The organism is Arthrobacter sp. NPDC080031 (assembly GCF_040702485.1).
In the GTDB taxonomy this organism is placed as follows: Bacteria; Actinomycetota; Actinomycetes; order Actinomycetales; family Micrococcaceae; genus Arthrobacter.
Genome location: NZ_JBFBLA010000007.1, coordinates 64,321 through 87,914 on the forward strand (window position 1 = coordinate 64,321; position 23,594 = coordinate 87,914).

The 23,594-nt window shown below is 61.8% G+C and carries 19 protein-coding genes, 1 tRNA gene and 1 pseudogene; 1 reads left to right on the plus strand and 20 read right to left on the minus strand.

Annotated elements, in window-relative coordinates:
* Positions 1-163: 163 nt before the first annotated feature.
* From AB0323_RS07645 to AB0323_RS07725, 17 genes and pseudogenes are all read right to left on the minus strand, one after another.
* On the minus strand, positions 164-919 hold the full coding sequence (locus AB0323_RS07645; RefSeq protein WP_366176789.1) for an HAD family hydrolase: 756 nt from the start codon (positions 917-919) through the stop codon (positions 164-166).
* Between the two features lie 110 nt (positions 920-1,029).
* Positions 1,030-3,702, minus strand: coding sequence for a phosphoribosyltransferase domain-containing protein (locus AB0323_RS07650; RefSeq protein ID WP_366176790.1), 2,673 nt, complete (start codon positions 3,700-3,702; stop codon positions 1,030-1,032).
* Positions 3,703-3,713: 11 nt separating this feature from the next.
* Complete coding sequence (locus AB0323_RS07655; protein ID WP_366176791.1) at positions 3,714-4,898, minus strand: HpcH/HpaI aldolase/citrate lyase family protein; 1,185 nt, start codon at positions 4,896-4,898, stop codon at positions 3,714-3,716.
* Between the two features lie 40 nt (positions 4,899-4,938).
* On the minus strand, positions 4,939-5,649 hold the full coding sequence (locus AB0323_RS07660) for a hypothetical protein (RefSeq protein ID WP_366176792.1): 711 nt from the start codon (positions 5,647-5,649) through the stop codon (positions 4,939-4,941).
* Between the two features lie 100 nt (positions 5,650-5,749).
* On the minus strand, positions 5,750-6,292 hold the full coding sequence (locus AB0323_RS07665) for a TerD family protein (protein ID WP_366176876.1): 543 nt from the start codon (positions 6,290-6,292) through the stop codon (positions 5,750-5,752).
* An 8-nt stretch (positions 6,293-6,300) separates the two neighbouring features.
* Complete coding sequence (locus AB0323_RS07670) at positions 6,301-6,810, minus strand: hypothetical protein (protein WP_366176793.1); 510 nt, start codon at positions 6,808-6,810, stop codon at positions 6,301-6,303.
* Between the two features lie 35 nt (positions 6,811-6,845).
* Positions 6,846-8,036, minus strand: a complete 1,191-nt coding sequence (locus AB0323_RS07675; protein WP_366176794.1) for a toxic anion resistance protein — start codon at positions 8,034-8,036, stop codon at positions 6,846-6,848.
* Positions 8,037-8,068: 32 nt separating this feature from the next.
* The gene (locus AB0323_RS07680) at positions 8,069-8,650 is read right to left on the minus strand and encodes a TerD family protein (RefSeq protein ID WP_366176795.1); all 582 of its coding nucleotides are present in this window, start codon (positions 8,648-8,650) and stop codon (positions 8,069-8,071) included.
* A 66-nt stretch (positions 8,651-8,716) separates the two neighbouring features.
* On the minus strand, positions 8,717-9,298 hold the full coding sequence (locus AB0323_RS07685) for a TerD family protein (RefSeq protein WP_366176796.1): 582 nt from the start codon (positions 9,296-9,298) through the stop codon (positions 8,717-8,719).
* Between the two features lie 37 nt (positions 9,299-9,335).
* Positions 9,336-9,926, minus strand: coding sequence for a TerD family protein (locus AB0323_RS07690; protein WP_366176797.1), 591 nt, complete (start codon positions 9,924-9,926; stop codon positions 9,336-9,338).
* 55 nt (positions 9,927-9,981) lie between these two features.
* Positions 9,982-11,088, minus strand: a complete 1,107-nt coding sequence (locus AB0323_RS07695) for a DUF475 domain-containing protein (protein ID WP_366176798.1) — start codon at positions 11,086-11,088, stop codon at positions 9,982-9,984.
* Between the two features lie 254 nt (positions 11,089-11,342).
* The gene (locus AB0323_RS07700) at positions 11,343-12,638 is read right to left on the minus strand and encodes a DUF1524 domain-containing protein (RefSeq protein WP_366176799.1); all 1,296 of its coding nucleotides are present in this window, start codon (positions 12,636-12,638) and stop codon (positions 11,343-11,345) included.
* A gap of 99 nt (positions 12,639-12,737) precedes the next feature.
* Entirely contained in the window at positions 12,738-13,043 is a 306-nt protein-coding gene (locus AB0323_RS07705; protein ID WP_366176800.1) for a hypothetical protein, read from the minus strand.
* Between the two features lie 428 nt (positions 13,044-13,471).
* Positions 13,472-13,861, minus strand: coding sequence for a hypothetical protein (locus AB0323_RS07710; protein ID WP_366176801.1), 390 nt, complete (start codon positions 13,859-13,861; stop codon positions 13,472-13,474).
* A gap of 362 nt (positions 13,862-14,223) precedes the next feature.
* The gene (locus tag AB0323_RS07715; RefSeq protein ID WP_366176802.1) at positions 14,224-14,400 is read right to left on the minus strand and encodes a hypothetical protein; all 177 of its coding nucleotides are present in this window, start codon (positions 14,398-14,400) and stop codon (positions 14,224-14,226) included.
* A gap of 41 nt (positions 14,401-14,441) precedes the next feature.
* Positions 14,442-14,783 (minus strand): annotated as a pseudogene (locus AB0323_RS07720) (serine protease); the annotation flags it as partial.
* A 103-nt stretch (positions 14,784-14,886) separates the two neighbouring features.
* A tRNA-Leu gene (locus AB0323_RS07725) sits at positions 14,887-14,968 on the minus strand.
* Positions 14,969-15,164: 196 nt separating this feature from the next.
* On the opposite strand from AB0323_RS07725, the gene AB0323_RS07730 reads away from it, so the two are divergent.
* The gene (locus AB0323_RS07730; RefSeq protein WP_028266834.1) at positions 15,165-15,770 is read left to right on the plus strand and encodes a response regulator; all 606 of its coding nucleotides are present in this window, start codon (positions 15,165-15,167) and stop codon (positions 15,768-15,770) included.
* Between the two features lie 169 nt (positions 15,771-15,939).
* On the opposite strand, the gene pyk is transcribed toward AB0323_RS07730, so the two are convergent.
* From pyk to gltB, 3 genes are read right to left on the minus strand one after another with little or no spacing between them, the layout of a single operon-like run.
* Positions 15,940-17,439, minus strand: a complete 1,500-nt coding sequence (pyk, locus tag AB0323_RS07735) for a pyruvate kinase (RefSeq protein ID WP_364537125.1) — start codon at positions 17,437-17,439, stop codon at positions 15,940-15,942.
* A 57-nt stretch (positions 17,440-17,496) separates the two neighbouring features.
* Positions 17,497-18,954: a glutamate synthase subunit beta gene (locus AB0323_RS07740; protein ID WP_366176803.1), complete on the minus strand. Its 1,458-nt coding sequence runs from the start codon at positions 18,952-18,954 to the stop codon at positions 17,497-17,499.
* A complete protein-coding gene (gene gltB / locus AB0323_RS07745; protein ID WP_366176804.1) occupies positions 18,947-23,560 on the minus strand; it encodes a glutamate synthase large subunit in 4,614 nt (1,537 codons plus the stop codon). The genes AB0323_RS07740 and gltB overlap by 8 nt, the downstream gene beginning before the upstream one ends.
* Between the last annotated feature and the right edge of the window lie 34 nt (positions 23,561-23,594).

Genomic DNA, 23,594 nt, shown 5'->3' on the forward strand with positions numbered 1-23,594 from the left:
ATCCGAGGAAGATCGTCGAAGAGAATTCGGCTTCGTCATGTCGTCGTTTTTTGGCCTTCGAACTCCCACACCGACCGCTGATCGGGAATTCCGAGCCATCAGCCTGGGTCCCGTTCCACAAGTAGCGGCGCCCCATCCACTCGTCCTTGGACAGGTTGCCTGCCTAGGCTCGCGCCACCGATCGAAGCGCACAGGGTTGCGCCGCCGTCTCTGCCAGGATGCCCGACACGATGCCCAGTATCTCCTCCCCCGCCAGTACGCCTGACACCGAGGTCACCGTCAGGTTTGGTCGGTGGAACCCAGCGGTTTCGAGTTCTCCGTGGGCTGGACGTATCGCGATGTCGGCAAGTTCGAGGAGGCCAGCATCTAGGCGCGAGTCACCGGCCGCGATGAGCATCGCCGCGCCGATGCGACGGCGAACTTCAGCTACGGCGGCCTCTTTGGTGATTGCGTTCGGCATGCAGTACAGCTTCCTGCCTTGGAGGGAGGTAGCCCAACCTCGCTCGCCGCACCAGGCGGCCAGGTCCTCGAGATAGTCATCGGAGAGTTCCTCGCGGTTCACGATCGAGTACACGAACATATCTTCCGCCGTGCGTACTCGAAGAATTCCTGGAAGAGCCCATCTGCCGTTGAGGCGGTCACGCACCTCCTGCAGTGGTGCGCAGCTCCCTGCCAGGGACAGTGCCACGTGACGCGTCCAGTCGGGATCCACTTTGCCGTGATGCAGGAGCACGGCCCCGTTGGTTGTCACTGCGTAGCTGTGACCTCGCCCCGGTAATTGAACACGGGCGAACTGGGCCTGGGTGCGGGTGGTGACCGGTACGAAGACGGTCTCGTCCATGATCCGGATCAGCATATCCTCAGCCACTCGGGTCATGTAGGAGAGCGGGGCGGCTTCGTAGACCTCAGAGACCACCATGCGAGGTGCCGATTGGTCGCTTCCTGGAAGCGACATAGAGCTTGCTGAATAGATCAACGTGCGGTCAAGGTCGCTTGCGAACATCAACGGAGCACCGGTTGATTCTGTTCTCATACGTCGATCACCGTCCTGCCGTCTGCCCCGACCGCACCCGGCGTGTGCACGGGATGGATGAGACCGACGCAGCTGTACGCCAGATTCGCTACTTCGAGGACTTCAACGCCCCGCTGTTGGGCCAGGTGCAGTACATGTGCGAGGTCCGTAAAGGCGCCCGGGTGAACGAGGACTTTCCAAGGAACACGCCGCAGCAGGACGCGGGTGGTCTCGCCGACACCTGGCTTGACCAGGTTCACATTGTTGATTCCGTACTCCCGGCTGATGCTCTCCACCGCCGCCAAACCACGCCAGTCGGCTTCGGGGAGCTCCTCGATCCGCGTCGGTAACGTGGCTGCGGCCGCCAGGACACCGGGTCGAACCGTCCCAAATTTGTCGGTGATCGCGTTCAGGAAGGTGTTGGACTGATCGCTTCGACTCAATTGCGAGTAGAACTTGGCGCCGTGGAAGTCATCGGGCCCAATCAGCTGGTTGTTAAATACTGTTCGAGATACCAAGCCCGAGACGGTCGAGTTCAGACATGCGGACGGGACGAGATAGTCCTCTCTTGTGCCGAAGATCCTCACGCTGTGTCCCGGATCCGCCAGGACCGCAAGATCCGGCCGGAACGCTGTGTTGTTGGTCTTACGAAAGAGTTCGACGGCGGTCGCGAGCTCACGAGCAATGGCACCTTTTCCTGTCCACCCGTCAACGAACATGATTTGCTCGGGTTTGTGCTTCGACGCGAGGTACCCGAGCCCCGTCTGGTCGATGCCGAGTCCGCGAACGATGCTGATGGCATAGTGCGGCAGGTCGAGTCCGTGCACTTCCTTGGCCCAGCGTTTCATGAGGACGCCGACCGGCGTTCCTGCGCGGGCTAGTGAAACTAACACGGGGGCATCATCGCGGAGCTTCAGGACCTGCTCGGTGAGGGTGCCGATGGCTTGTGCGAGGCGTCCGGCCGACCGATTAAGGGCCGCCTCGAAAAGTGCTGTGTACTGGGGAGAGGGTTCAAACTCTTGCGGCAAAGATTCAGCATAGCTGGCCTTGCCCAACTGGATAGCAGCTTCCCGTTCGCGCGCCGGCGCCTCGAGTTTCGCGGAACTGAGGTCTTTCAGCAACCACTGCACGTCCTCCGGAGGGTAGGAGCCGAAAGACGGGCCGGTGAGAGGCGAGGGAAACGGCCCCTGCCGCGGAAGCAGCACGACCAGTACCGCCGCACCCGTGTCTGCAACCGCTTCCGCAATCATGCCGGGTCCCGTCAAGTGTGAGGCCAGGGTCCCGGGTTCGGCGATGATCACGACCGTTTCGAAGAGCGCTCCAGGATGCGCGAAATTATAGGCAAACCGGCGGTCCGAGCCCTCGCCAAGCCCGGTCGCACTCTTGAATTCGACGGCGGAACGGACCGCGTAACCGGGCTCGTCCAACACAGCAATGGGAGACCGGGTGCTGGAGGAGAATCGGACGTCATTGTCTGGAAGATGCTGCTGCAACCGGTCAGCGACGGCCAACGGCAGGGCCATGAATTCCTCTGTGGCTAGGACAAGGAGGCGGTCGCCCGACTTGATCTGTAAGCTCGACGATGCGCCGAGGATGGCCGCAATGTCCGCCGCCTGCTGCGGTTCAGAGCGCCCTGCGATACCGAAGCGTCCGCTCCGGATCGGCGTAACAGTCGCTGTCAGGTCCATTAGCTGGATCTGTCCCCGCGCCAAATGTTTGTGGTCTTTGCGTGTGAACCCGTCGATGTGTTCTGCCGCGTCGCCAGGGAGGCTCTCAGGCAGGTGAATGCCCCCATTAGCCAGCGCCACGGCGCTGATGCGGATGCCAAGTTCCCCGGCGAGAGCATCGATCCTGGCGCGGTCCTCCGCTGAGCGGAGGTCGACCAGGGACGCAATGATGAACCGCGCGCGCGGGGAAGCTAGGTGCAGTTCACGGATCGTGTTGATGATCGTTGCCCCAGTGCTGACTTCGTCATCGACAAGGACCACGGTCTTGGCCGAGTCAAGGTCCGCACGGCGAGAAGGGAGCAATCGATGGGACGTGGCGTGGGAATGCAATTCCTCGAACGCGCCATACGGGACTATTCCCGTTGTGGTCGCGGATTCGCGCGTGGAATGCAGATAGTATGTGCCGAGCCGGTCGGAAACGAGTTGTCCCAGCCCGGTGGCAGTTTCGGCGTATCCGATGGTCACGACGCCAGTGAGCGCATCCAACGGAACTCCAAGTAGTTCCTGGAGGCTGGCGATCGCCGACGCCCTGTCCCGGCGCTGTTCCTCACCTTGAAGCGCCGAAGCAAGTCCGGTAGACGATTCCGCGGCGAGGAGCTGTCTTAGTTTCCCGGCGGCTTCCTCGATCAGTGTCCGAAGTGACGCGGAGCGTACCTTCGGGCCGCCGTCGTGTCCCCCAGTCGCCAACGGAGCATCGCCGTCGACCGGGCTGCCGGGACCGGGAGCGTGAACCTCCTCACGGACCAGAAGCCCAAGCAATCGCCCGGCCGCCATCGCAATTCCCGGTTCGGTAGGCACGTGCTTGGCGAGAACGCGGGACACGAGCAAGTGGGCCCGTTTGGGATTATGCCGAAGAGCCAGCCCGATCAGATCGTCGACCCGAAAGAGGCTGCTCCCGGCAGCCGAGGTCAGGGTCACGTCAAAAACGTCGCGAACATATGCGCCGCTCCACTGAACAGTCAAGGAGTCCCCGTTCAACGCATGCTCGCTTCCAACAGATCCACGAAACTCACCCCTTGTCGGGCGACACCGAATGCCCGCGCGCGCAGCAGAGTGCGTACTGCCCACGCGCCGTGTGGCTTCGACTCGTTCATTTTGTTTCCGTAAGACGATGCCATGACGCCACCTCCTGGGTTGCCGGCAATGTCGAGCGCGTCAAGGTACTCCTCGTGGCTGACGACCAGCATTGAGTGCACAAGGGGGACATGGCTTGGGTGGATCACCGTCTTTCCGAGCAGACCATTGGCTTGGTCCAGTTCGATTTCACGTATGAGCCCATCCAGGTTCTCCATCAGGATCCGTTGGCGAAGTTCGACTTCATTTGCGGCTTCAAACGGCGTGGAGCGCAGTTGTGGCCGCAGGACCCGTTCCGCGGTGCCGAAATGCTCCCAGACAGCACCGGAAATGACCCATCCAAGTTCCGGGCGTCCGAAGATATTCACGACGTCGCCGATGATGCTTGCGACCGCCTGTACGTCATAGATAGTCAGGTCACGGGAGCGCCGTAAGCCGAACGCGCTCGACATGTCCGTTGCGCCGATCCTCACACAGAGGACGAGTTCCCGGAATTCGGTGATCACGCCTAGGTTGTCCGTCAGCGCGCGGGCGCGCGTCTCGAGCCGCGTCGTCGCGAGGGCCTCTATGATCGGCATGGCCCGCAGCGGCTGTCCACCAGCTTCCAAGGTCCGGCCGGACTCCTCATTCAGTGCCCGCAGCGTTTCCAGGAACGCCCGTCCCCGGCCGGACTCATTCTCGAACTTCGGCAGCACAAAGCCGTAGGCAACGCGTAGCGCGGCACCTGCCCTGCGTCCCACGCTAAGTAGCTGTTCCGGCGTCCGGCACCTTATGAAGATGAGCGGGAGCCCGTCAGAACCGTCCAAGGCATCCAGTTCCTTGAGTGCCTGGAGCAGGTTGTCTTCGGCAAAATCCAGTTCATTGTCCGGTACGGAGTCCTCAAGACAGACAACGGTGCTGACGCAGCCGGATCTGGATTGCTTCCGAATGTCCTGGACGAGGGTGGACCTGGTTGCCGGTAAGTACAGGGTCGCGCCCAGAGCCACCGCCAGCAATCCAGGGTCAGAAGCGCGGTTGAGGACCTCGGGTCGCACATGGAAAAGTCGTTCCTTGACTGACTCAGCCAAGGCTTCGAAATGCTGCATTCTCCCCCACCAAATTGTTAGCTGCCGTCCCGATGCCGTGCTAGAGCGAGAGAATGTGCTGGTCCAGCGGGATGGTCATCGTGAACCCTAACATTGCCCATATCGCAGCATCGGACGCATCAGCAGGAACGAACTCGACGCGGACCTCCAGGAGGGGTCCGATCCTAGAAATGTACAGCACACTCCGGTCGCCTTCATTGTTCCTCGGGACAACGGCAGCCGCGGCGCCGCCAAAGACCCCTATCGTCAGCGGCGCCTCTGCTGCGATGATCAGCGCACGACGAAGCTGCTGGACATGGCGCAACGATACTATCCCGGACGTACCGTGGAACCCGACCAGGGGCCGGTTTCCGGAGGTCTTGACGGGGGCTCCCGCGCTGTGCCCGTCCACATGCAACGCGCCGGTTGTAAACTTCTCGTCTTCCCAGGCGACCGAACGCGGGCCAGCTACCAAGAGGGAGCCGATGGCGGACTGTCTCTCGTTGAGGCGCACTACCGGGTTCGTCTCGTCCAGCGCGCGGACTTCGCTGAGGGTCGGTGCCGGAAACGCGTGGTCTTGGACGGCAACTGCGTTTCCGGGCAATTGGTGTACGGTCCCGGAGCCGGCATTCAGCCCAAGCGGAGTAGCCGCCGGATTTGAGCTCGTGGCACCGCCGCGCATCGTTGGCGGACCGAGGGTCAGTCCCCCCGGGTTCTGTGTGCGGGTGCCTGGCCTTGAGAGGTTCAGCGTTCCGTTCGGATTCCCAGCCACGCCTCCAGGAGCGGGGATACGGGCGTCCTGTGTTGCAGGTTTTAGCCGTCTGCTGAGGTACGTGATGTCGGTCCGGATTGTGCGCTGCTGTCCTGCCATCTCAGAGCTTCAGTTTGAAGTCGGCCGCAATGGCTGCGAGTCCGGTCTCATAACCCTGCCCGAGTGCGCGGAACTTCCAGCCTCCGGCGTGTCTGTAGAGTTCCCCAAGGATGATCGCATTGATCTTGTCCATGTTTTCGCGTGGCACATTGAAGCGGAGCAACTCCCTGTCCCGGTTGTCGGCGACCCGCAGGTAAACGTTCCGAACGGCGGCGAAGGTGCCGGGCCCTCGCACGTCGGGATCAACATAGACCAGGACTACGATCTTTCCGACGGACTCGGGGACGCGGTTCAACTGGACGTCTATCTGTTCACGGTCTTCAGCGCCGGCGAACGCAACGCTGCCTTCCGGGCTCGCGATCTGGTTGAAAAACACGAGGTGACTATCTGAGAGCGCACGCCCGTCCTGCCCGCACATGATGACCATCGGGACCGGCTCGGATTGGGAGCCACGACTTGGCACCAGCTCCCAGCCAATCCCAATCAATGCCGTGTCCAGGTCGGGATTCTCCGCTGTGAGCGCGGCATTGCTGCCCGCGACCATCGAAACCACTAGCGTCCTTCCAATTCAAGACCTTCAATATTGAACTTGTCTTTGAGGAACTGACCATGGATGGCCAGCTCCGTCTTAGCCCCGGTCCGGACCTGGCGGTCCAGATTCTTGACCGTGGAGTAGAGAGTGTCCAGTTGTTCCAGCAGTACGGCAGTCTCTGAGGACTGATCATTCCGCGAGGACGCCGGGAGCATCAGGTAGGCGCCCACCGGGACTGGCACGTAATCGGTGATGACGGCACTGAGTAGAACGTGCTGCTCAGTGCTCGCGCCGGAACGCCTGATGTATCCGATCAATGTCCGGAGGACGTCGACCAACTGAAGGACCTGCGATACGACGATGGTGGGCAGTTCCGCACCGTTGCCTAGCACAGTCCGCCGCAGTTCTCGGAGAGCGGTTTCTGCCACCGCGAGCTCATCCTCCACAGTGTCTGAGGCTTCCGGCTGTTCGGCAACAGAACGGGCGCCCGCTGCGTTGCCGAACAGGGATCCCAGAAATTTAGCGACCATAGCCCCTAAGCCTATTGCTCAGGGGCTGACCGCCGCTAATTTCCCTCCTGCTGGCGCACCCGTTCGAGGTAGGGACGCGCGCGTTCAAGTCCGGTTTCAAGTGCGTGAACGGTGCCTTCCATGCTCTTGTTTGCCTGCGAACGGAACGTGTCAATCGCGTCCATAGTCTGGAAGACGTTATCGAAGGCCCGTTGCAAAGTCTCCACGCTGACCCCCGAGCTGGCCGCCTGCTGGTGGATCCGGGCAGTCTGATCCTTAAGCATCTCGCTGGTCTTGAGGATCATGTTGTTCGTTGTGGTGTTGATGGCATCGATCTGATCCAGCACCATCTTCTGGTTTGCCAGTGCCTGGGCGACGATGACAGCGGTCCGCAACGCGGAGATCGTCGTCGTGCGTGCCCGCTCGACGCCTTTGATCAGTTCCGTATTGTTTTTGCGGATCATATCGATCGCCAGATAGCCCTGCACGGAGACAGCCAGCTGAGTCAGGATGTCCTGGTGGCGCTGCCGGATCGGGTATAGAACATCGGAGTCGAGCTTGCCGGCCTCTTCGATCTGCCCGGACATCTTCATCTCGTCGATCCTGGTGGCGGTTGCTTCGTCCAAGGCCTTCGCGAAAACCGCATACTCGCTCAACTGCTGCATGGTCTCCCAGAGCTGGGTCTTTTCCTGCGCGAGAGCGGCATTGTCTTTGAGCAGCTCATCCTGGCCAGCCATCAGCGACTTGATGATCTTGTCAATCTGGGTCTGGGCGGTCTCGTACCTCTGGAAGTACTTCGCCAGTTTGTTGCCCCCTGGAATGAGGCCGAGTACTTTCCGACCGACACTAAGGTCAGCGTTGTTAGGCGTCAGGTCCTCGACAGTCGAGCGGAGCTCTCCGAGGGTGGAAGCAACCTGAACTTGGGCCGTGCTGCCGGACCGCTTTGCGCTTGCCAGCGACGTCGAGGACCGTTCCAGCAACCGGCTCGAGGTGTTCGCGGACGCCACGAGCTGCTGGCCGGCTATCCGGTTTATCCCGTCGATCTTGCTCGTGTACTCGGGGCTGAACGGGCTCATTGCAGCGATTTCGCTGACAAAGGCCCGTGCCTGGGCGTTGATTTCCTGCTGACGCTCTGCCGGAACCGGAACCATACCCGGCGCGTCGGCTTCCTTGACCACTCCGAGTGGCTCAGGGGCGTTCAAAACGAGGGGGGTCGAGACGGAGGTCTCAGGCGGTGTGAGTTGCATGCTCGTTGTTCTCCTTCTTTGGTCTCGTGGTTTTAGCTGAGCTGGACGCCGAAATCGGAGGCCACGCCGGCGAGGCCGGTTGCGTATCCTTGGCCGACAGCCTTGAACTTCCACTCTCCGTTATGACGGTAGAGCTCAGAAAAAATCATGCAGGTCTCCGGTGCAGCGTCCTCGCTGAGGTCATACCGCACGACCTCGGCCTCGCTTTCCTGGTTGACGACGCGGCAATAGGCAGACCGCACCTGGCCGAAGTTCTGCCGACGTGTCTCTGCCTGGTCGATCGAAACGACAAACACGATGCGTTCGACGTCTGCAGCCACGGTGGACAGTTCAATGACGATTACCTCGTCGTCGCCGGCGCCCTCACCGGAACGGTTGTCACCTGTGTGGGTAACCGAGCCATCGGCGGCGGTTGGTTGGTTATAGAAGATGAAATCTGCGGAACTGCGGACTTTCCCATCGGCCCCGAGAAGGAGCGCCGACGCGTCAAGGTCGAACGCGTCGCCGGTGGTTGTCCGGGGATCCCACCCTAGGCCGACATGGACCTTGTTGAGGCCGGGATCGGTCTTCGTCAGCGAGAGGTTACTGCCTTTTGCCAGGGTCAGGCCAGCCATGGTTTTCTCCTTGTGTCATTAGGGAAAGGTGTAGCCGGTGGCCCGACGTTGCCGGGCCACCGGCTTTTAGTCCAGCGAGATGCCGAAGTCCGTGGCAACGCCGCGCAGGCCGGACGCGTATCCTTGGCCCACCGCGCGGAACTTCCATTCGCCGTTGTTCCGGTAGAGTTCTGCAAAAATCATGCAGGTCTCTGCTGCCGCGTCTTCGGTGAGATCGTAGCGAACAACCTCGTTGGCGGTTTCCTGGTTCACCACTCGGCAGAAGGCATCGCGGACCTGACCGAAGTTCTGGCGGCGGGCCTCAGCCTGGTCAATCGACACAACGATGACGATCTTTTCAATGTCCAGTGCGACTGAGTCGAGGTCGATCAAGATCTGTTCGTCGTCGCCTTCGCCTTCACCGGTCCGGTTGTCGCCTTGGTGCACGATAGAGCCGTCAGCGCTGGACAACTGGTTGTAGAAGATGAAGTCGGCGTTGGAACGGACCTTGCCGTCTGCGCGTACCAGCAAGGCCGAGGCGTCCAGGTCGAACTGCTCGCCCGCTGTGGTCCTTGGGTCCCAGCCAAGACCGATCATGGCTTTGCGGAGCCCTGGATCGGCTTTGGTCAGGGACAGGTTGCTGCCCTTGCTCAGAGTCAGGGTAGTCACGTTTTCTCCTTAAGGTGTGGCGTCGAATTTTTCGGTGCTAGATGACGGATGCGGCTGCGCCGCGGACATCGATGGCGGTGCGCCCGTTAGTCGGAGTGCCGACGGCTTGGAAGGTCCAGACGTTCCCGTTCCGGGAAAGTTTCGACATGATCATCGCTGTGTACCGTCCCGACTCAGACAGTTCATATCGTGCAACCTCGGGGCTACCAGAGACGGAGTCGTCAATGACTCGGCAGAACGCATTCTGGATCATGTCGAAGGTCTGCTGGCTATAGCTGGTGATGACAAACACGATGTGAGCGACGGCCGGGGCGACGGACTGCAAGTTCACGATCAAGGTCTCATCGTCGCCGTCCCCTTCACCAGTCAGATTGTCGCCGGTGTGTCGGATCGAACCGTCCTTGCTGGTGAGCTGCTGGAAGAAAACAGTGTCGAGGTGCTGACCTCGCGCGTCGAACAGGATGGCTGACGCGTCCAGGTCGATTTCAACCGTCTTGGTCCCTCCGAAGAATCCTCTCTTGGCGGGGACAGCGGAGTCCCAGCCAAGTCCGAGACGAACGTTCGTGAGAGAGTCACCATTTTGCTTTGTCAGAGACAGTGACTGTCCTTTTTGCAAACTCAAACCCATGCTGTCCTCGCTTCTTATTGTGATGGATGTTGCGTGTTATTTGATACTTCAGGAGCTAGCTTTTCGCAGGTTCGAACAATTCGGCCTGTTCACGGACACTTGCCCTTTTGTTGCGTTGAACCGATCCGATGAATGCTGCGCCGATGAACACGACACCGACAAGTCCAGTAACGACCTCGTTGATGGGGAGCACGATCGTAACCAGCAAGATCACAGCCAGGGCACCGATTGCCCAGTGTGCGCCGTGGTCAAGGTATTCGAATTCGTCAAGGGTTCCCTGGCGGACCAGGAACACCGTGAGAGAGCGAACGAACATGGCGCCAATGAACCCCAGGCCGAGCGCAATGATGATCGGGTCCGAGGTGATCGCAAACGCTCCGATCACACCATCAAAGGAAAATGAAGCATCGATGACTTCCAGGTAAAGGAAGAGCATGAGGGCCGCTTTTCCGGCCAACTTGGCCGCCCCCGACGGCGCGGCGCGACCAATTTGGTCCGAATGCGCGCCCTCGGTCTCGTCATCTTCCTCGATGTCGAAGAGGTTGCCGAGGCCGTTTACAAGAAAATATGTGATCAAGCCCAGCAATCCCGAGAGAAGGACGACCCCTTGCTTCTCGCCCGAAATGGCTCCAGCGGCGGCCAGACCGGCCATACCCAGGATCAGGGACGCACCTTCGAGTTTGCCCATTCTCTCAAGCGGGATTTCAAGGAACTTAATCCATTTGAGATCGCGGCGGGCAAGTATGAAGTCCAGAAACAGCATCAGGAGGAACGTTCCGCCGAAAGCCGCGATCTGCGGGTGCGCTTCGTGGAGCAGGAAACCATAGCTACCTGGAGCGTGGGGATCACCCTTGGCCATGGCGAGGCTGACTGCTTCGACCGGGTTAAGGCGAGCCGTAACTCCCACGATGAGCAGCGGGAACAGAATTCGCATACCGAACACGGCGATAATGACACCGACGCTGAGGAAGATCTTCTGCCAGAAAGGGTTCATTCGCTCAAGAATTCGCGCGTTAACAACAGCGTTGTCGAAGCTCAGGCTGATTTCGAGGATGCCAAGAATGACACATAAGATCAAGGCTTGAGTGCCGCCGTAAAGAAACGCGACCACCAAGGCAATTAGGGAGACCGCGAACGACCAACCGAAGGTCTTAAGAAACATGCTTGAGAACTCCTGGAACTACGGGTCCGTGCCAATCAAAGTTGGCAGGACGAAAAAACATCCCGGAAGTTATCCCCCAAGACTTTCGTGTCAACATCATAGCCGTCTGCTAACGCTTTGCGACGCGCGGCGCCGCATTTTTAATTGAATGAAAGCTTCGATTTTCATTTCACGAAGGATCGTCCCCCGGAAAGTGCGCGATATCATCGGCAATCGGCCCCTCGGTGAGCACCTGGGGCTTGTCACCTGCGGGTCTATTTTTCGCATGCAACCCCGTCGCCGTCGCGGTCAAGGGCTGTTCTGTAACCCGGCTGGCCAGCGTGGAGCGGGGCCGCTCCTGCGGCTTTGGCGGCGGTGCAGTTCGCGTAGTAAACGGAGGCTGGTGCGGGCACCATCGGATCCGATGTAGCGGGAACCGGGACATCCGGTACAGCTGGAGCCGTTGCGGGTGCGTGAACGACCTGGACTGAGGCGGACTGGGAGGGTGTTGGTGCTACGGGAGCCTTTTCATTCGTCGGTACCAACTGGCCGGAACAACCGGCCAAAATGCCGGCCATCGCGTCATGTTCGGCCTGCGTGACCCACAGATCGTAGGTGGCCTTGACGGAGATCTGGCGGGCTACGTATTCACACCGGAAGGGCCTGTTTGGTGGCAGCCAGGTTGCGGCGTCGCCGTCACCCTTTTGAACGTTCGTGGGACCGTCGGTGGCCTGAAGGTTCAGAGGATCATTGGCAAATGCTGTCCGTTGCTCCGGGGTGAGTAATTGGGCACCTTTTTGCCACGCGTCACTGAGGGCGACGACGTGATCGATCTGCACGGCAGTACTGGTCGTGGAACCGCGCAGGAAGTCAATGGAATTTCCCGTGTAGGGATCTGCAAGCGTTCCGCTCTGGACTTTGCACGGCACGCTATTCGTGAAGGAGACATTGGTCAGATCGCGTTTGAGGATGTCGTTGCGGGTGTCGCAGCCATTTCGATCGACATCCGCCCATGCCTGGCCAAAGAGTGCACGATCATAACCTGTTTTGGGAGCCCGACCTTTGACCGGGAGCGCAGCAAGCAGGTCCAGGGCTTTCGTCGCATAGGCCGGCTCGGCGTGCGGGGCGGCGACGCTGACGCCCTTCGCGAATTCCGTGACTTTGTCGGGATCCAAGGGTTCCCCGATTACCTCGGGAGTCGGTGGTGAGGAGCCTCTGTTGGCCGGAGCGGCAGTTTCATCCCCGTTCTTCGACACAGCCGACGCACCGAGAGATTCCGCCTCGCTTCGCGGCGATACCGCTGCGCCGGCGATGAACAGGCAGCATGAGGCTGCGATGACAAACGCGCCGACTTTCCTACCCCCGCTGACAACAGCCCATGACCGCCGCCCTGTGACCACAACGTACAGTCCGGTCAGAAGCATGACGATGCCCAGCATCACGAGCGCCCCACCCAGGCCTCTGACCAAACCACCAAGAACCACAATCAGCAGCGCAAGCCCGCCGACGAAATACGTGGAACCCGGAAGTCTTCGAGTAGGACCATTCCCCCACGATTTGCGATTGGACACTCATTCCCCCATGTTGAGACCCGACAGCGGACACACCGCCCCGGTGCGATATGACTTGCGTCAACGGCGATTCTAGGATCTGAAATACAAGTTTGTAATCTACCGCGCTTTGTTACGAACGAAGCGGTGCAAGGGCGAACCGGCGCGCCGCGTAAGTCCGTTTCTAGGCAAAACGAAGGTTTCGGTTTTCCACTGGTGACGCGGGGTACCACCCCACAAGCCGAAAAGCCCCACGGTGATGACGATGAGGAGGAACCATTTGATCCAGAGACCAAAGAGACCGGTAGCGGTCCAGGCGAATTCGAGCCTGCGGCCCGTGAGGATAGTGTGCTTGCCCGCCATCATTTCAGGAAGACGAGTGCGAACGGATAGCAAATCCCCAACGTGCAGATTGTGAGTAGCCAACCAAGAATCTTGGTACCCAAATGGTCTCCAGCGCCTCCATCAAGCACGATGAACTTCCCGCCTTGCGCGATGGCCTGCTCGCCGCCAGTGATCTTTCATGCCTATATTCCTTCAGCTCAACCGATGCCAAAACGGCCGCCGGCCGCCTGTGTTTAAGCATGTATTGATACGGGCATAACTTGGCCAAGTGTTTGGGCAGGACTGGCGCAGGATTTCCCGAGCAGGAAAAGGTATGGCAATCCGGCCGCAGGACTGCAGCGCGCCCGCATCGCCGAAACGCTGCTAGGACTCCAGCTGGCCAGACGGCACCGGCGCAATCGTTCACCGATGCCGTCTGGCCTGTGCATTCTATCGAGCCCTCCAGGCTGGAATTTCCGAACGGTCGAAGACTGTCCAGCCGGTCGGCGCCATGAGCATGAAGACCACTGCTAGTTGGCGATGCCGCCGTGCCTGCTGCAGGCACCCTGCCGGGTCGTTCCCGGCCAGACATATCCGTCCTTACAGATAATGACGTTCCCGCCCACGTTAGGTAGGTTCGGTACAGGATCAGGGTTTACGTACGCACTCCCGCCACCGTTGGTTCCTGCTCCGGTGCCAACTCCGGTGTCCGCACCCGTGCCTGCTCCCGCACCGACTTCAGCGGCCTGGGTCGGCGTCGGCGTCAAGGTGGGCGTCGGTGTCGGTGTCGGAGTGTCCGTGTTGTGCTTGACGCCAAGGCTGATGGTCGAGGACTTCGGGACGGAACTGTCTGCCACGGGATCCTGGGAGATCACATCCCAGTTGGCCTTGACGATGATCGCCTTACCCATGGACGTCACGAGCGGCCTTTACGTCATGCCGGTGCTGCACCCCAGTACCATGGACCGTCATAAGAGACATCGCTATTTGTCATTCTGATCTTCACTCGACTCGGGCCTTAGTCCGTGGAGAGCTCAGCATGCAGCTCGGCTCTGATAGTGATTTAAAGCCTCCCTGAGAGCCTCAGCTGCTCGACGAACCACTTCAACCCTTAATATGGCGTTCGCCCCGGTGTGCGCTGGCTTGTGGTTATTGACCAGAACTGCCCAACGTTTGCTATCGCCCACTTCCTCGAAGGTACGCAGCAGGCTCGACAGTACCGTCTTGATCAGCGTCTGCTCCCAGTGGCTGCCCCGGTATGCGCGGCACTCGCTGAGGCCGTTTATGGCGCTTTGGTGTCGGTGCAACAGCAGTAGCTCATCTCATCCATTGATTTGGCCGGGGCGCCCGCTTCAGTTGCAGCCAGCGCCGTTTGAGAACTTGAGGGATCCTTGAGGACTTGGTTGAGGGTCTCGACCGGCACGGCGACGTACTGGCCGCCGCCGGCTGCGTAGGCCACGCCGACAAGTTTCCCTGATGTATATCGACCAAGGGGCTGCCTTAGCTGCCGTGCTCGATGGGCGCGTCGTTGTACATTACCTGGAAGGAGGACGAGCCCAAGGGGTCGGGGCCGCACTTCAGCACATGCCCGCTCGTGGTTGTGAGTTCGCCGCCCAGCGGGTATCCGACTGCCGTCACTTCCGCCCCCACCGGCGGGTTCGACGGTTTGGGCCGGAGCGTGGCCGGTAGCGCCTCCTTCGTCGAAACGAGCGCGAGGTCTGCGACAATGACCGCGCCGACCGCGTTGACCGTGATGTCCCTGCCGTCGTACGTGCTCACCTGCAGGAGTGCCGCTCCTCCGACCACGTGGCGGTTCGTCACGAAAACATGATCCGCGATGGCGAACCCGGAGCCGGAAGAGACGCCCCCGCAGCGTCAGAGGGACGCCACCACAAGCTTTGTAAACACGTTAAAGCAAAAACCCCTCTGACGAGGGGGAATGCTGTGCCCGAGGTGGGACTCGAACCCACACACCTTTCGATACCGCATTTTGAGTGCGGCGCGTCTGCCAATTCCGCCACTCGGGCGCGGAAACACCGAAACAAGACTAACCGACGTCGGGCTCTTCACAGAACTCGACGCTCCCTGTTGCAGTGCGCGAAACTACTCTACATGCAGATAGGCTAATTTCCAGAACCGGCTCGGCCGAGCAATAAATCATACGCAGGGACCGGGTGCAACTAAGATGGTTGAGAACCCGCCGTACGTCTTGAAGGAGATCCCGTGTCAGAACAGACGGAGTCCAAGCCCGCATCCCAGCCGGCACGCCGAGTAGTTGTCGCAGAGGATGAGACCCTCATCCGCCTGGACATCATCGAGATCTTGAAGGGCGAAGGCTACGACGTTGTCGGTGAGGCCGACAACGGTGAGAAGGCAGTCCAGCTGGCCGAGGAACTGAAGCCGGATCTGGTCCTCATGGACGTCAAGATGCCTGTCATGGACGGCATCTCTGCTGCGGAGAAGATCGTCAAGGCGAGGATCGCCCCCGTGGTCCTCCTCACGGCGTTCAGCCAGAAAGAGCTCGTGGAGCGCGCCCGCGACGCCGGCGCCATGGCGTACGTCGTCAAGCCTTTCACTCCGGCCGACCTGATCCCCGCAATCGAGATCGCCTTGTCCCGCCATGAGGAGATCAAGGCGCTCGAAAACGAAGTGTCCGACCTTCAGGAGCAGTTCGCCACGCGCAAGCTTGTAGAGCGCGCCAAGAGCCTCCTGACCACCAAGATGGGTCTCACGGAGCCGGAAGCATTCCGGTGGATCCAGAAGACCTCCATGGACCGCCGCCTCAGCATGCGCGAGGTCGCCGAAACCATCATCAACCAGGTCAACTAAGCACTCCCCCGCGAAGGGCGCCGCTTCCAATGGGAAGCGGCGCCCTTCGTCGTCACCGGCCCCGCGCCCCGGAACCAGCCCACGAATCACCCGCAAACCACCCACGCCCCCAAAACAAGACAAAGGAGGCCCCGCCAAACGGCGGAGCCTCCTAACAGCGCTAAAAAATTCAGGCCTTCGACTTGGCCTTCTTCTTTTCCGGCCACGGTCCGACCTTTTCCTTGCGGGCTGCGGCCTCTTCCACACGGGAGGTGTCCGCAAGGTCGCCCACCTTGTGGACCTTGAGCGAGTTCGTGGAACCCGCCTGTCCGGGAGGCGAACCGGCTGCGATGACCACGAGGTCGCCGTTCTCCACGATCTTCATCTCGAGGAGGCTGCGGTCCACCTGGGCCGTCATGGCGTCAGTGTGGCCCACCATGGGGACCAGGACGGGCTGGATGCCCCAGGTCAGCGCCAACTGGTTCCAGACGTGCTCCACCGGGGTGAAGGCGAAAACCGGCTTGACGGGACGCAGGCGGGACAGCCGGCGGGCCGAGTCGCCGGACTGGGTGAAAGTACAGATGTACTTCGCGTCCAGCTGGTCGGCGATTTCGACGGCGGCACGCGTGATGGCGCCACCGCGGGTCTTGGGCTTGGTGCCGAGCGGAGGAACGCGCTCAAGACCGTGTTCTTCGGTGGACTCGATGATGCGGGCCATGGTCTTGACCGTTTCGATCGGGTACTTGCCCACGCTGGTCTCGCCCGAAAGCATGACTGCGTCGGCGCCGTCGAGCACTGCGTTGGCGCAGTCCGAAGCCTCGGCGCGGGTCGGGCGGGGGTTGTCGATCATCGATTCGAGCACCTGGGTGGCCACGATGACCGGCTTGGCCCAACGCCGGGCCAGTTCAATGGCACGCTTCTGCACGATCGGCACTTCCTCGAGCGGGAGTTCCACGCCAAGGTCGCCACGGGCAACCATGATGGCGTCGAAGGCGTCGATGATTTCGTGGAGCTGGTCCACTGCCTGCGGCTTCTCGATCTTGGCGATGACCGGCACGCGCCGGCCTTCCTCGTCCATGATTTCGTGCACGCGCTTGATGTCGGACGCATCACGGACGAAGGACAGTGCCACCAGGTCGACACCGCGCTTCAAAGCCCAGCGGAGATCGTCCTCGTCCTTTTCGCTCAGCGCGGGGACGTTGACGGCAACGCCGGGCAGGTTGATGCCCTTGTTGTTGGACACCCAGCCGCCGACGGTCACCGTGGCGACCACCTTGACGTCGTCAACCTCGATGGCGCGAAGGGCAACCTTGCCGTCGTCGATCAGCAGTGCATCGCCGATGTTGACGTCTTCGGTCAGGCTCTTGAGCGTGGTGGAGCAGATGTCCTTGGTACCCGGGACGTCCTCGGTGGTGATGGTGAAAGTGTCACCGACGGCGAGTTCGTGGGGGCCGTCGACAAATCGACCCAGGCGGATCTTCGGGCCCTGCAGGTCAGCCATGATGGCAACCGGCTTGTGAAGCTGGGCGGCGGCTTTGCGAACGTTCTCGTACGTGGTGTCGTGTACCGAGTAGTCGCCATGGCTCATGTTCATGCGGGCGACGTCGACGCCGGCTTCCAGCACCGCGAGGGTGTTGTCAAAGCTGGAAATTGCCGGTCCGAACGTTGCCACGATTTTTGCGCGTCTCATATACCTACCCTAGTAGTGTGCTGCAGTTGGAGTTGGGAAAGCGTCGTACGCCGGTCCTTAGAGGACCGCTATGGCCCGGTCGGTGGGAGCCACCGGCGCGGGGAGAATGGTGCTGCCCATGAGGTACTTGTCGACGGCGGCCGCGCAGGCGCGGCCTTCGGCGATAGCCCAGACAATCAAGGACTGCCCGCGGCCGGCATCGCCTGCCACGAAGACGCCCTCGGTGTTGGTCATGTAGTACCCGTCTCGGGCCACGTTGCCGCGGCCGTCGAATTCTGCGCTGACCTGTTCGGTGATACCGGCAGGTTCCGCACCCGTGAAGCCGAGCGAGAGGAACACCAGGTCGGCGGGAATGATGCGTTCCGTGCCCGCCTTCGGCAGGCGCTTGCCGTCCACGAATTCGGTCTCGGCCACCTTGACGCCTGTGAGCTTGCCGTTTTCGCCGACAAATTCAACGGTCGAGGCGAGGTAGGTCCGTTCGCCGCCCTCTTCGTGCGCGCTGGCAACTTCGAAGAGCGTGGGGAACGTCGGCCACGGCTGGTGCGATGCGCGCTCAAGCGGCGGCTGCTTGCCGATGGCGAGGGTGGTGACGGACGCGGCGCCCTGGCGGTGTGCCGTGCCGAGGCAGTCGGCGCCGGTGTCGCCGCCACCGAGGATGATCACGTGCTTGCCCTTGGCATCGATCTGGTCCTCCACGGTTTCACCGGCAACCACACGATTTGCGGGGACCAGGTAATCCATGGCGAAGTGGATGCCTTCAAGGCTGCGGCCCGGGATGGGAAGGTCGCGCGGAACCGTGGCACCGGTGGCGATCACCACCGAGTCGTACCGGCGGCGCAACTGCTCCCACGTCACGTCGCTTCCGACCGCCACACCCGTGCGGAAGCGGGTGCCCTCGGCCTTCATCTGCTCGACGCGGCGGTCGACCTGTTCCTTTTCCATCTTGAAATCGGGGATGCCATAGCGCAGCAGTCCCCCGATCTTGTCGTCGCGCTCGTAGACGGCCACCGTGTGTCCGACGCGCGTCAGCTGCTGTGCGACCGCAAGCCCTGCGGGGCCGGAACCGACGACGGCGACCGTCTTGCCGGAGAGACGCGCCGGCGGAAGGGGTTGTACCCAGCCGTTTTCGAAGGCGTCGTCGATGATCGAAACTTCAACCTGCTTGATGGTCACAGCGGGCTGGTTGATGCCCAAAACACAGGATGCTTCACACGGCGCAGGACACAGCCGGCCAGTGAACTCCGGGAAGTTGTTCGTGGCGTGCAGTCGCTCGATCGCTTCCTCGCCCTTGCCGCGCCACGTGAGGTCGTTCCACTCGGGGATGAGGTTCCCCAAGGGGCAGCCCTGGTGGCAGAACGGAATGCCACAGTCCATGCAGCGGCCCGCCTGGCTCTTGAGCACGCCCCTGTCCTGGGCTTCGTAAACCTCTTTCCAGTCCATGATGCGGACGGGAACAGGACGGCGTGGCTGCGTCTCGCGCTGCCGGACTTTCAGAAATCCGCGTGGATCAGCCACCGGTTACCTCCAGGATTCGAGACCATACTTCTTCGCCATCGGGATCAAGGCCCTCTTCGATGGCGTCGAGACGGGTTTGCAGGACTGCGGCGTAGTCGCGCGGCAGGACTTTGGTGATGCGGGCGGCTGTGTCGTCAAAGTTTTCGAGCAAGCGGCCTGCAAGGACGGATTCGGTTTCTTCCAGGTGCTTGACCAGGAGTCCGTGGACGATGGTGCGGTCCTCGTCGTCAAGCTCAAGCAGCTGCAGCTCCCCTGAATCCAAGGCCTGCTTGTTGACCCGGGCGGGCTGGAGGTCCAGTACATAAGCGGTACCACCGGACATGCCGGCACCGAAGTTGCGGCCCGTACGGCCGATGATCAGCGTCTGGCCGCCGGTCATGTACTCGCAGCCATGGTCACCGATGCCTTCAACAACGGCGGTGGCCCCCGAGTTGCGTACCAGGAAGCGTTCGCCCACCTGGCCACGCAGGAACAATTCGCCGCTCGTGGCGCCGTAGCCGATCACGTTGCCGGCGATGACGTTGCGTTCCGCCTGGAAAACGTTGGTGCGGTCCGGGCGGACGATGATGCGTCCACCGGAGAGGCCCTTGCCGACGTAGTCGTTGGAGTCGCCGAACATGCGCAGGGTAATGCCTGCCGGAAGGAAGGCTCCGAGCGACTGCCCGGCGGTGCCCTTCAGCGTGATGTCGATGGTGTCGGTGGCGAGCACGTCGACGCCGAAGGTCTTGGTCACGACGTGCCCCAGCATGGTGCCGACGGAACGGTCCGTGTTGATGACGTCGACGGCGATCTTCACCGGTGTGCGGTCGCTCAAAGCCTCGGCGGCCATGCCGATGAGGCGCTGGTCGAAGTGCTTGTCGAGCTCGTGGTTCTGGCCGGTGAGGTTCCGCAGGGGAACGTCGTCGTCGAACTCGAGGCCGTGCAGGATCGGGTCGAGGTCGAGCCCCTCGGCCTTCCAGTGGTCGATCGCTTCCCGGGTGTCCAGGACCTCGGCGTGCCCAATGGCCTCTTCGAGGCTGCGGAAACCGAGTTCGGCAAGGAGCTCGCGGACTTCCTCGGCAAGGAATTCGAAGAAGTTGACCACAAACTCGGGCTTGCCGTTGAAACGCGAGCGGAGCTCCGGGTTCTGGGTTGCGACGCCGACCGGGCAGGTATCGAGGTGGCAGACGCGCATCATGATGCAGCCGGACACCACCAGGGGCGCGGTCGCGAAGCCGTACTCCTCGGCACCCAGCAGCGCAGCGATGATGACGTCCCGGCCGGTCTTGAGCTGGCCGTCCACCTGGACCACGACGCGGTCGCGGAGCCCGTTGAGCATGAGCGTCTGCTGGGTCTCGGCGAGGCCGAGCTCCCACGGGACACCCGCGTGCTTGAGCGAGTTCAGCGGCGAGGCGCCGGTTCCGCCGTCGTGCCCTGAGACGAGCACGACGTCGGCCTTCGCCTTGGTGACGCCGGACGCCACCGTGCCGATCCCGACTTCGGATACCAGCTTCACGTGAACGCGCGCCGAGGGATTGGCCCGCTTGGCGTCGTAGATGAGCTGCGCGAGATCCTCGATCGAGTAGATGTCGTGGTGCGGGGGCGGGGAAATGAGCCCGACGCCGGGGGTTGAGTGGCGGGTACGGGCTACCCAGGGGTAGACCTTCTGCGCCATCAACTGGCCGCCTTCACCGGGCTTGGCGCCCTGGGCCATCTTGATCTGGATGTCCTCGGCGTTGGTCAGGTACAGGCTAGTCACGCCGAAACGGCCCGAGGCAATCTGCTTGATCGCGGAGCGACGCTCCGGGTCCAGCAGGCGGTCCACGTCTTCGCCGCCCTCACCGGTGTTGGACTTGCCGCCCAGCCGGTTCATGGCGATCGCGAGCGTTTCGTGGGCTTCCTTGGAGATGGAGCCGTAGCTCATCGCGCCGGTGGAGAAGCGCTTCACGATGCTGGAAACCGGCTCGACCTCTTCAAGCGGCACCGCGGGGCGAAGGCTGTCCTTGAACTTCAAGAGCCCACGCAGGGTCATGAGGTTCTCGGACTGGTCGTCGATGCCCTTGGTGTACGACTTGAAGATGTCGTAGCGGCGTTCGCGGGTCGCGTGCTGCAGGCGGAAGACGGTTTCCGGGTTGAACAGGTGCGGTTCCCCGTCGCGGCGCCACTGGTATTCGCCGCCGCCGAGCAGCGGACGGTGCGGCAATTCGATGCCGCCTTCCGGGTAGGCCATCTGGTGGCGCGCCGAAACTTCGGCGGCGATGACGTCCAGGCCGACGCCGCCCAACTGGGAGTGGGTGCCGGAGAAGAATTCGTCCACGAGGTCCTGGGACAGGCCGAGGGCTTCGAAAGTCTGGGCGCCGGTGTACGAGGCCACCGTGGAAATGCCCATCTTGGACATGATCTTCAGGACGCCCTTGCCGAGGCCCTTGATGAGGTTGTAGACGCCGTCTTCGGGAGTCACGCCAACAACTTCGCCGGTGCTGATGAGCTGCTCCACGGATTCCATCGCCAGGTACGGGTTCACGGCGGAAGCGCCGAAGCCCACAAGCACTGCCACGTGGTGCGTTTCGCGGACGTCGCCGGCCTCGACCACCAGGGCGGTCTTGGTGCGGTTGGCGCTGCGGAGCAAGTGGTGGTGTACCGCGCTGACGAGCAGCAGGGACGGGATCGGGGCCCACTGCGCGTTGGAGTCGCGGTCGGACAGCACGATGTACTGCACGCCGCGGTTGATCGCGCCGGAAACCTGCTCGCAGATTTCAGTCAGGCGGCTCCGGAGTGCTGCTTCGCCGCCTTCCGGACGGTACAGTCCGCGGACCTTCATGGCGACCTTGTCGCCGTCGGCGTTCTCGATGTTGGCGATCTTGGCGAGCTGGTCGTTGTTGATCACCGGGAACGGCAGGGAGATCTGCGGCTGGCGGACCTGCCCGACGTCGAGAAGGTTGCCGTTGGGACCGATGGCGCACTTCAGCGAGGTAACGAGCTCTTCGCGGATCGCGTCCAGGGGCGGGTTGGTGACCTGGGCGAAAGACTGCACGAAGTAGTCGAACAGCAGACGCGGGCGCTTGGACAGCACGGCAACCGGGGTGTCGGAGCCCATGGCACCGAGCGGTTCGGCCCCGGTGCGGGCCATCGGCCCCAGGAGGATCTTCAATTCCTCGGTCGTGTAGCCGAACGTCCGCTGGCGGATGTTCACGGACGCAGCCGTGTGCAGCACGTGCTCGCGCTCGGGAAGCTCGTTGAGGTCGATCAGGTTGTCCTTGACCCATTCAGCCCAGGGGTTGGCTGCCGCCACCTCGGCCTTGACCTCGGCGTCGTCGATGATGCGACCGGCTTCGGTGTCCACCAGGAACATCTTGCCCGGCGAAACACGGCCCTTCTTGACCACCTTCGCCGGCTCGACCTCGATCACGCCGACTTCGGAAGCGAAGACGATCAGGCCATCTTCGGTGATCCAGTAACGGCCGGGGCGCAGGCCGTTGCGGTCAAGGGTTGCACCGACGAGGTTGCCATCGGTGAAGGACACAGCGGCGGGACCGTCCCACGGCTCCATGAGCAGCGAGTGGTACTCGTAGAAGGCGCGGCGGGCCGGATCCATCGTGGCGTGGTTTTCCCACGCCTCGGGGATCATCATCATGATCGAGTGCGTGATGGGCCGCCCGGAAAGCCAGAGCAGCTCGGCAACCTCATCGAAGGACGCGGAGTCCGAGGCACCCGGCGTGCAGATGGGGTACAACTCCTCCGGGGAATCGCCCAGCAGCGGGTTCGCGAGCTGGGACTGGCGCGCCCGCATCCAGTTCCGGTTGCCCTTGACGGTGTTGATTTCACCGTTGTGGGCGATGGTACGGAAGGGTTGGGCAAGCGGCCATGACGGGAACGTGTTGGTGGAGAAGCGCGAGTGCACGATGGCCAGCTTGGTCTTGAAGCGCTTATCCGAGAGATCCGGGTAGAACGGCTCCAGCTGGGCAGTGGTCAACATGCCCTTGTACACGATGGTGCGCGAGGACAGCGACGGGAAGTACACGCCAAACTTGTTCTGGGCACGCTTGCGCACCCGCCATGCCCGGGAATCCAGCTCATTCCGGTCCAGCACTTCGCCAGTGGCGGAAGCAAGGAACGGCTGTGCGAAGTAAGGCATGCAGGCACGGGCCATGGCGCCGACCAGGTCCCCGACTACCGGCACTTCACGCCAGCCAAGAACTGTCAGGCCTTCATCTACCGCAAGGGCCTCGATGCCGGCCTTTGCGGTCTCGGCTTCGCGGGTTTCGGCCGGCAGGAAGGCAGTACCAACCACGTACTGGCCGGGTGCGGGGAGCTCGAACTCAGTGACGGCCCGGAAGAATTCGTCCGGAACCTGCATGAGGAGCCCGGCGCCGTCGCCCGTGCCTTCGTCGGCGCCCACGGCGCCGCGGTGTTCAAGGTTGCGCAGGGCAGTCAGGGCCGCTTCCACGATGTCATAGCCGGGTTCACCACGCAGCGTGGCGATAATGGCCAGGCCACAAGCGTCCTTCTCCTGGTCAGGGTTGTAGAGTCCCTGGGCTTCCGGGAGCGCAGCGAAACGCTTGAAGGGCGAGATGGCACCCTGCGGTTCGACTGATTCGGACCAGCTTGGGTTATGAAGATGGGTCATTGAAGACGTCCTTCCTCGAGATCGTGCGAATGGA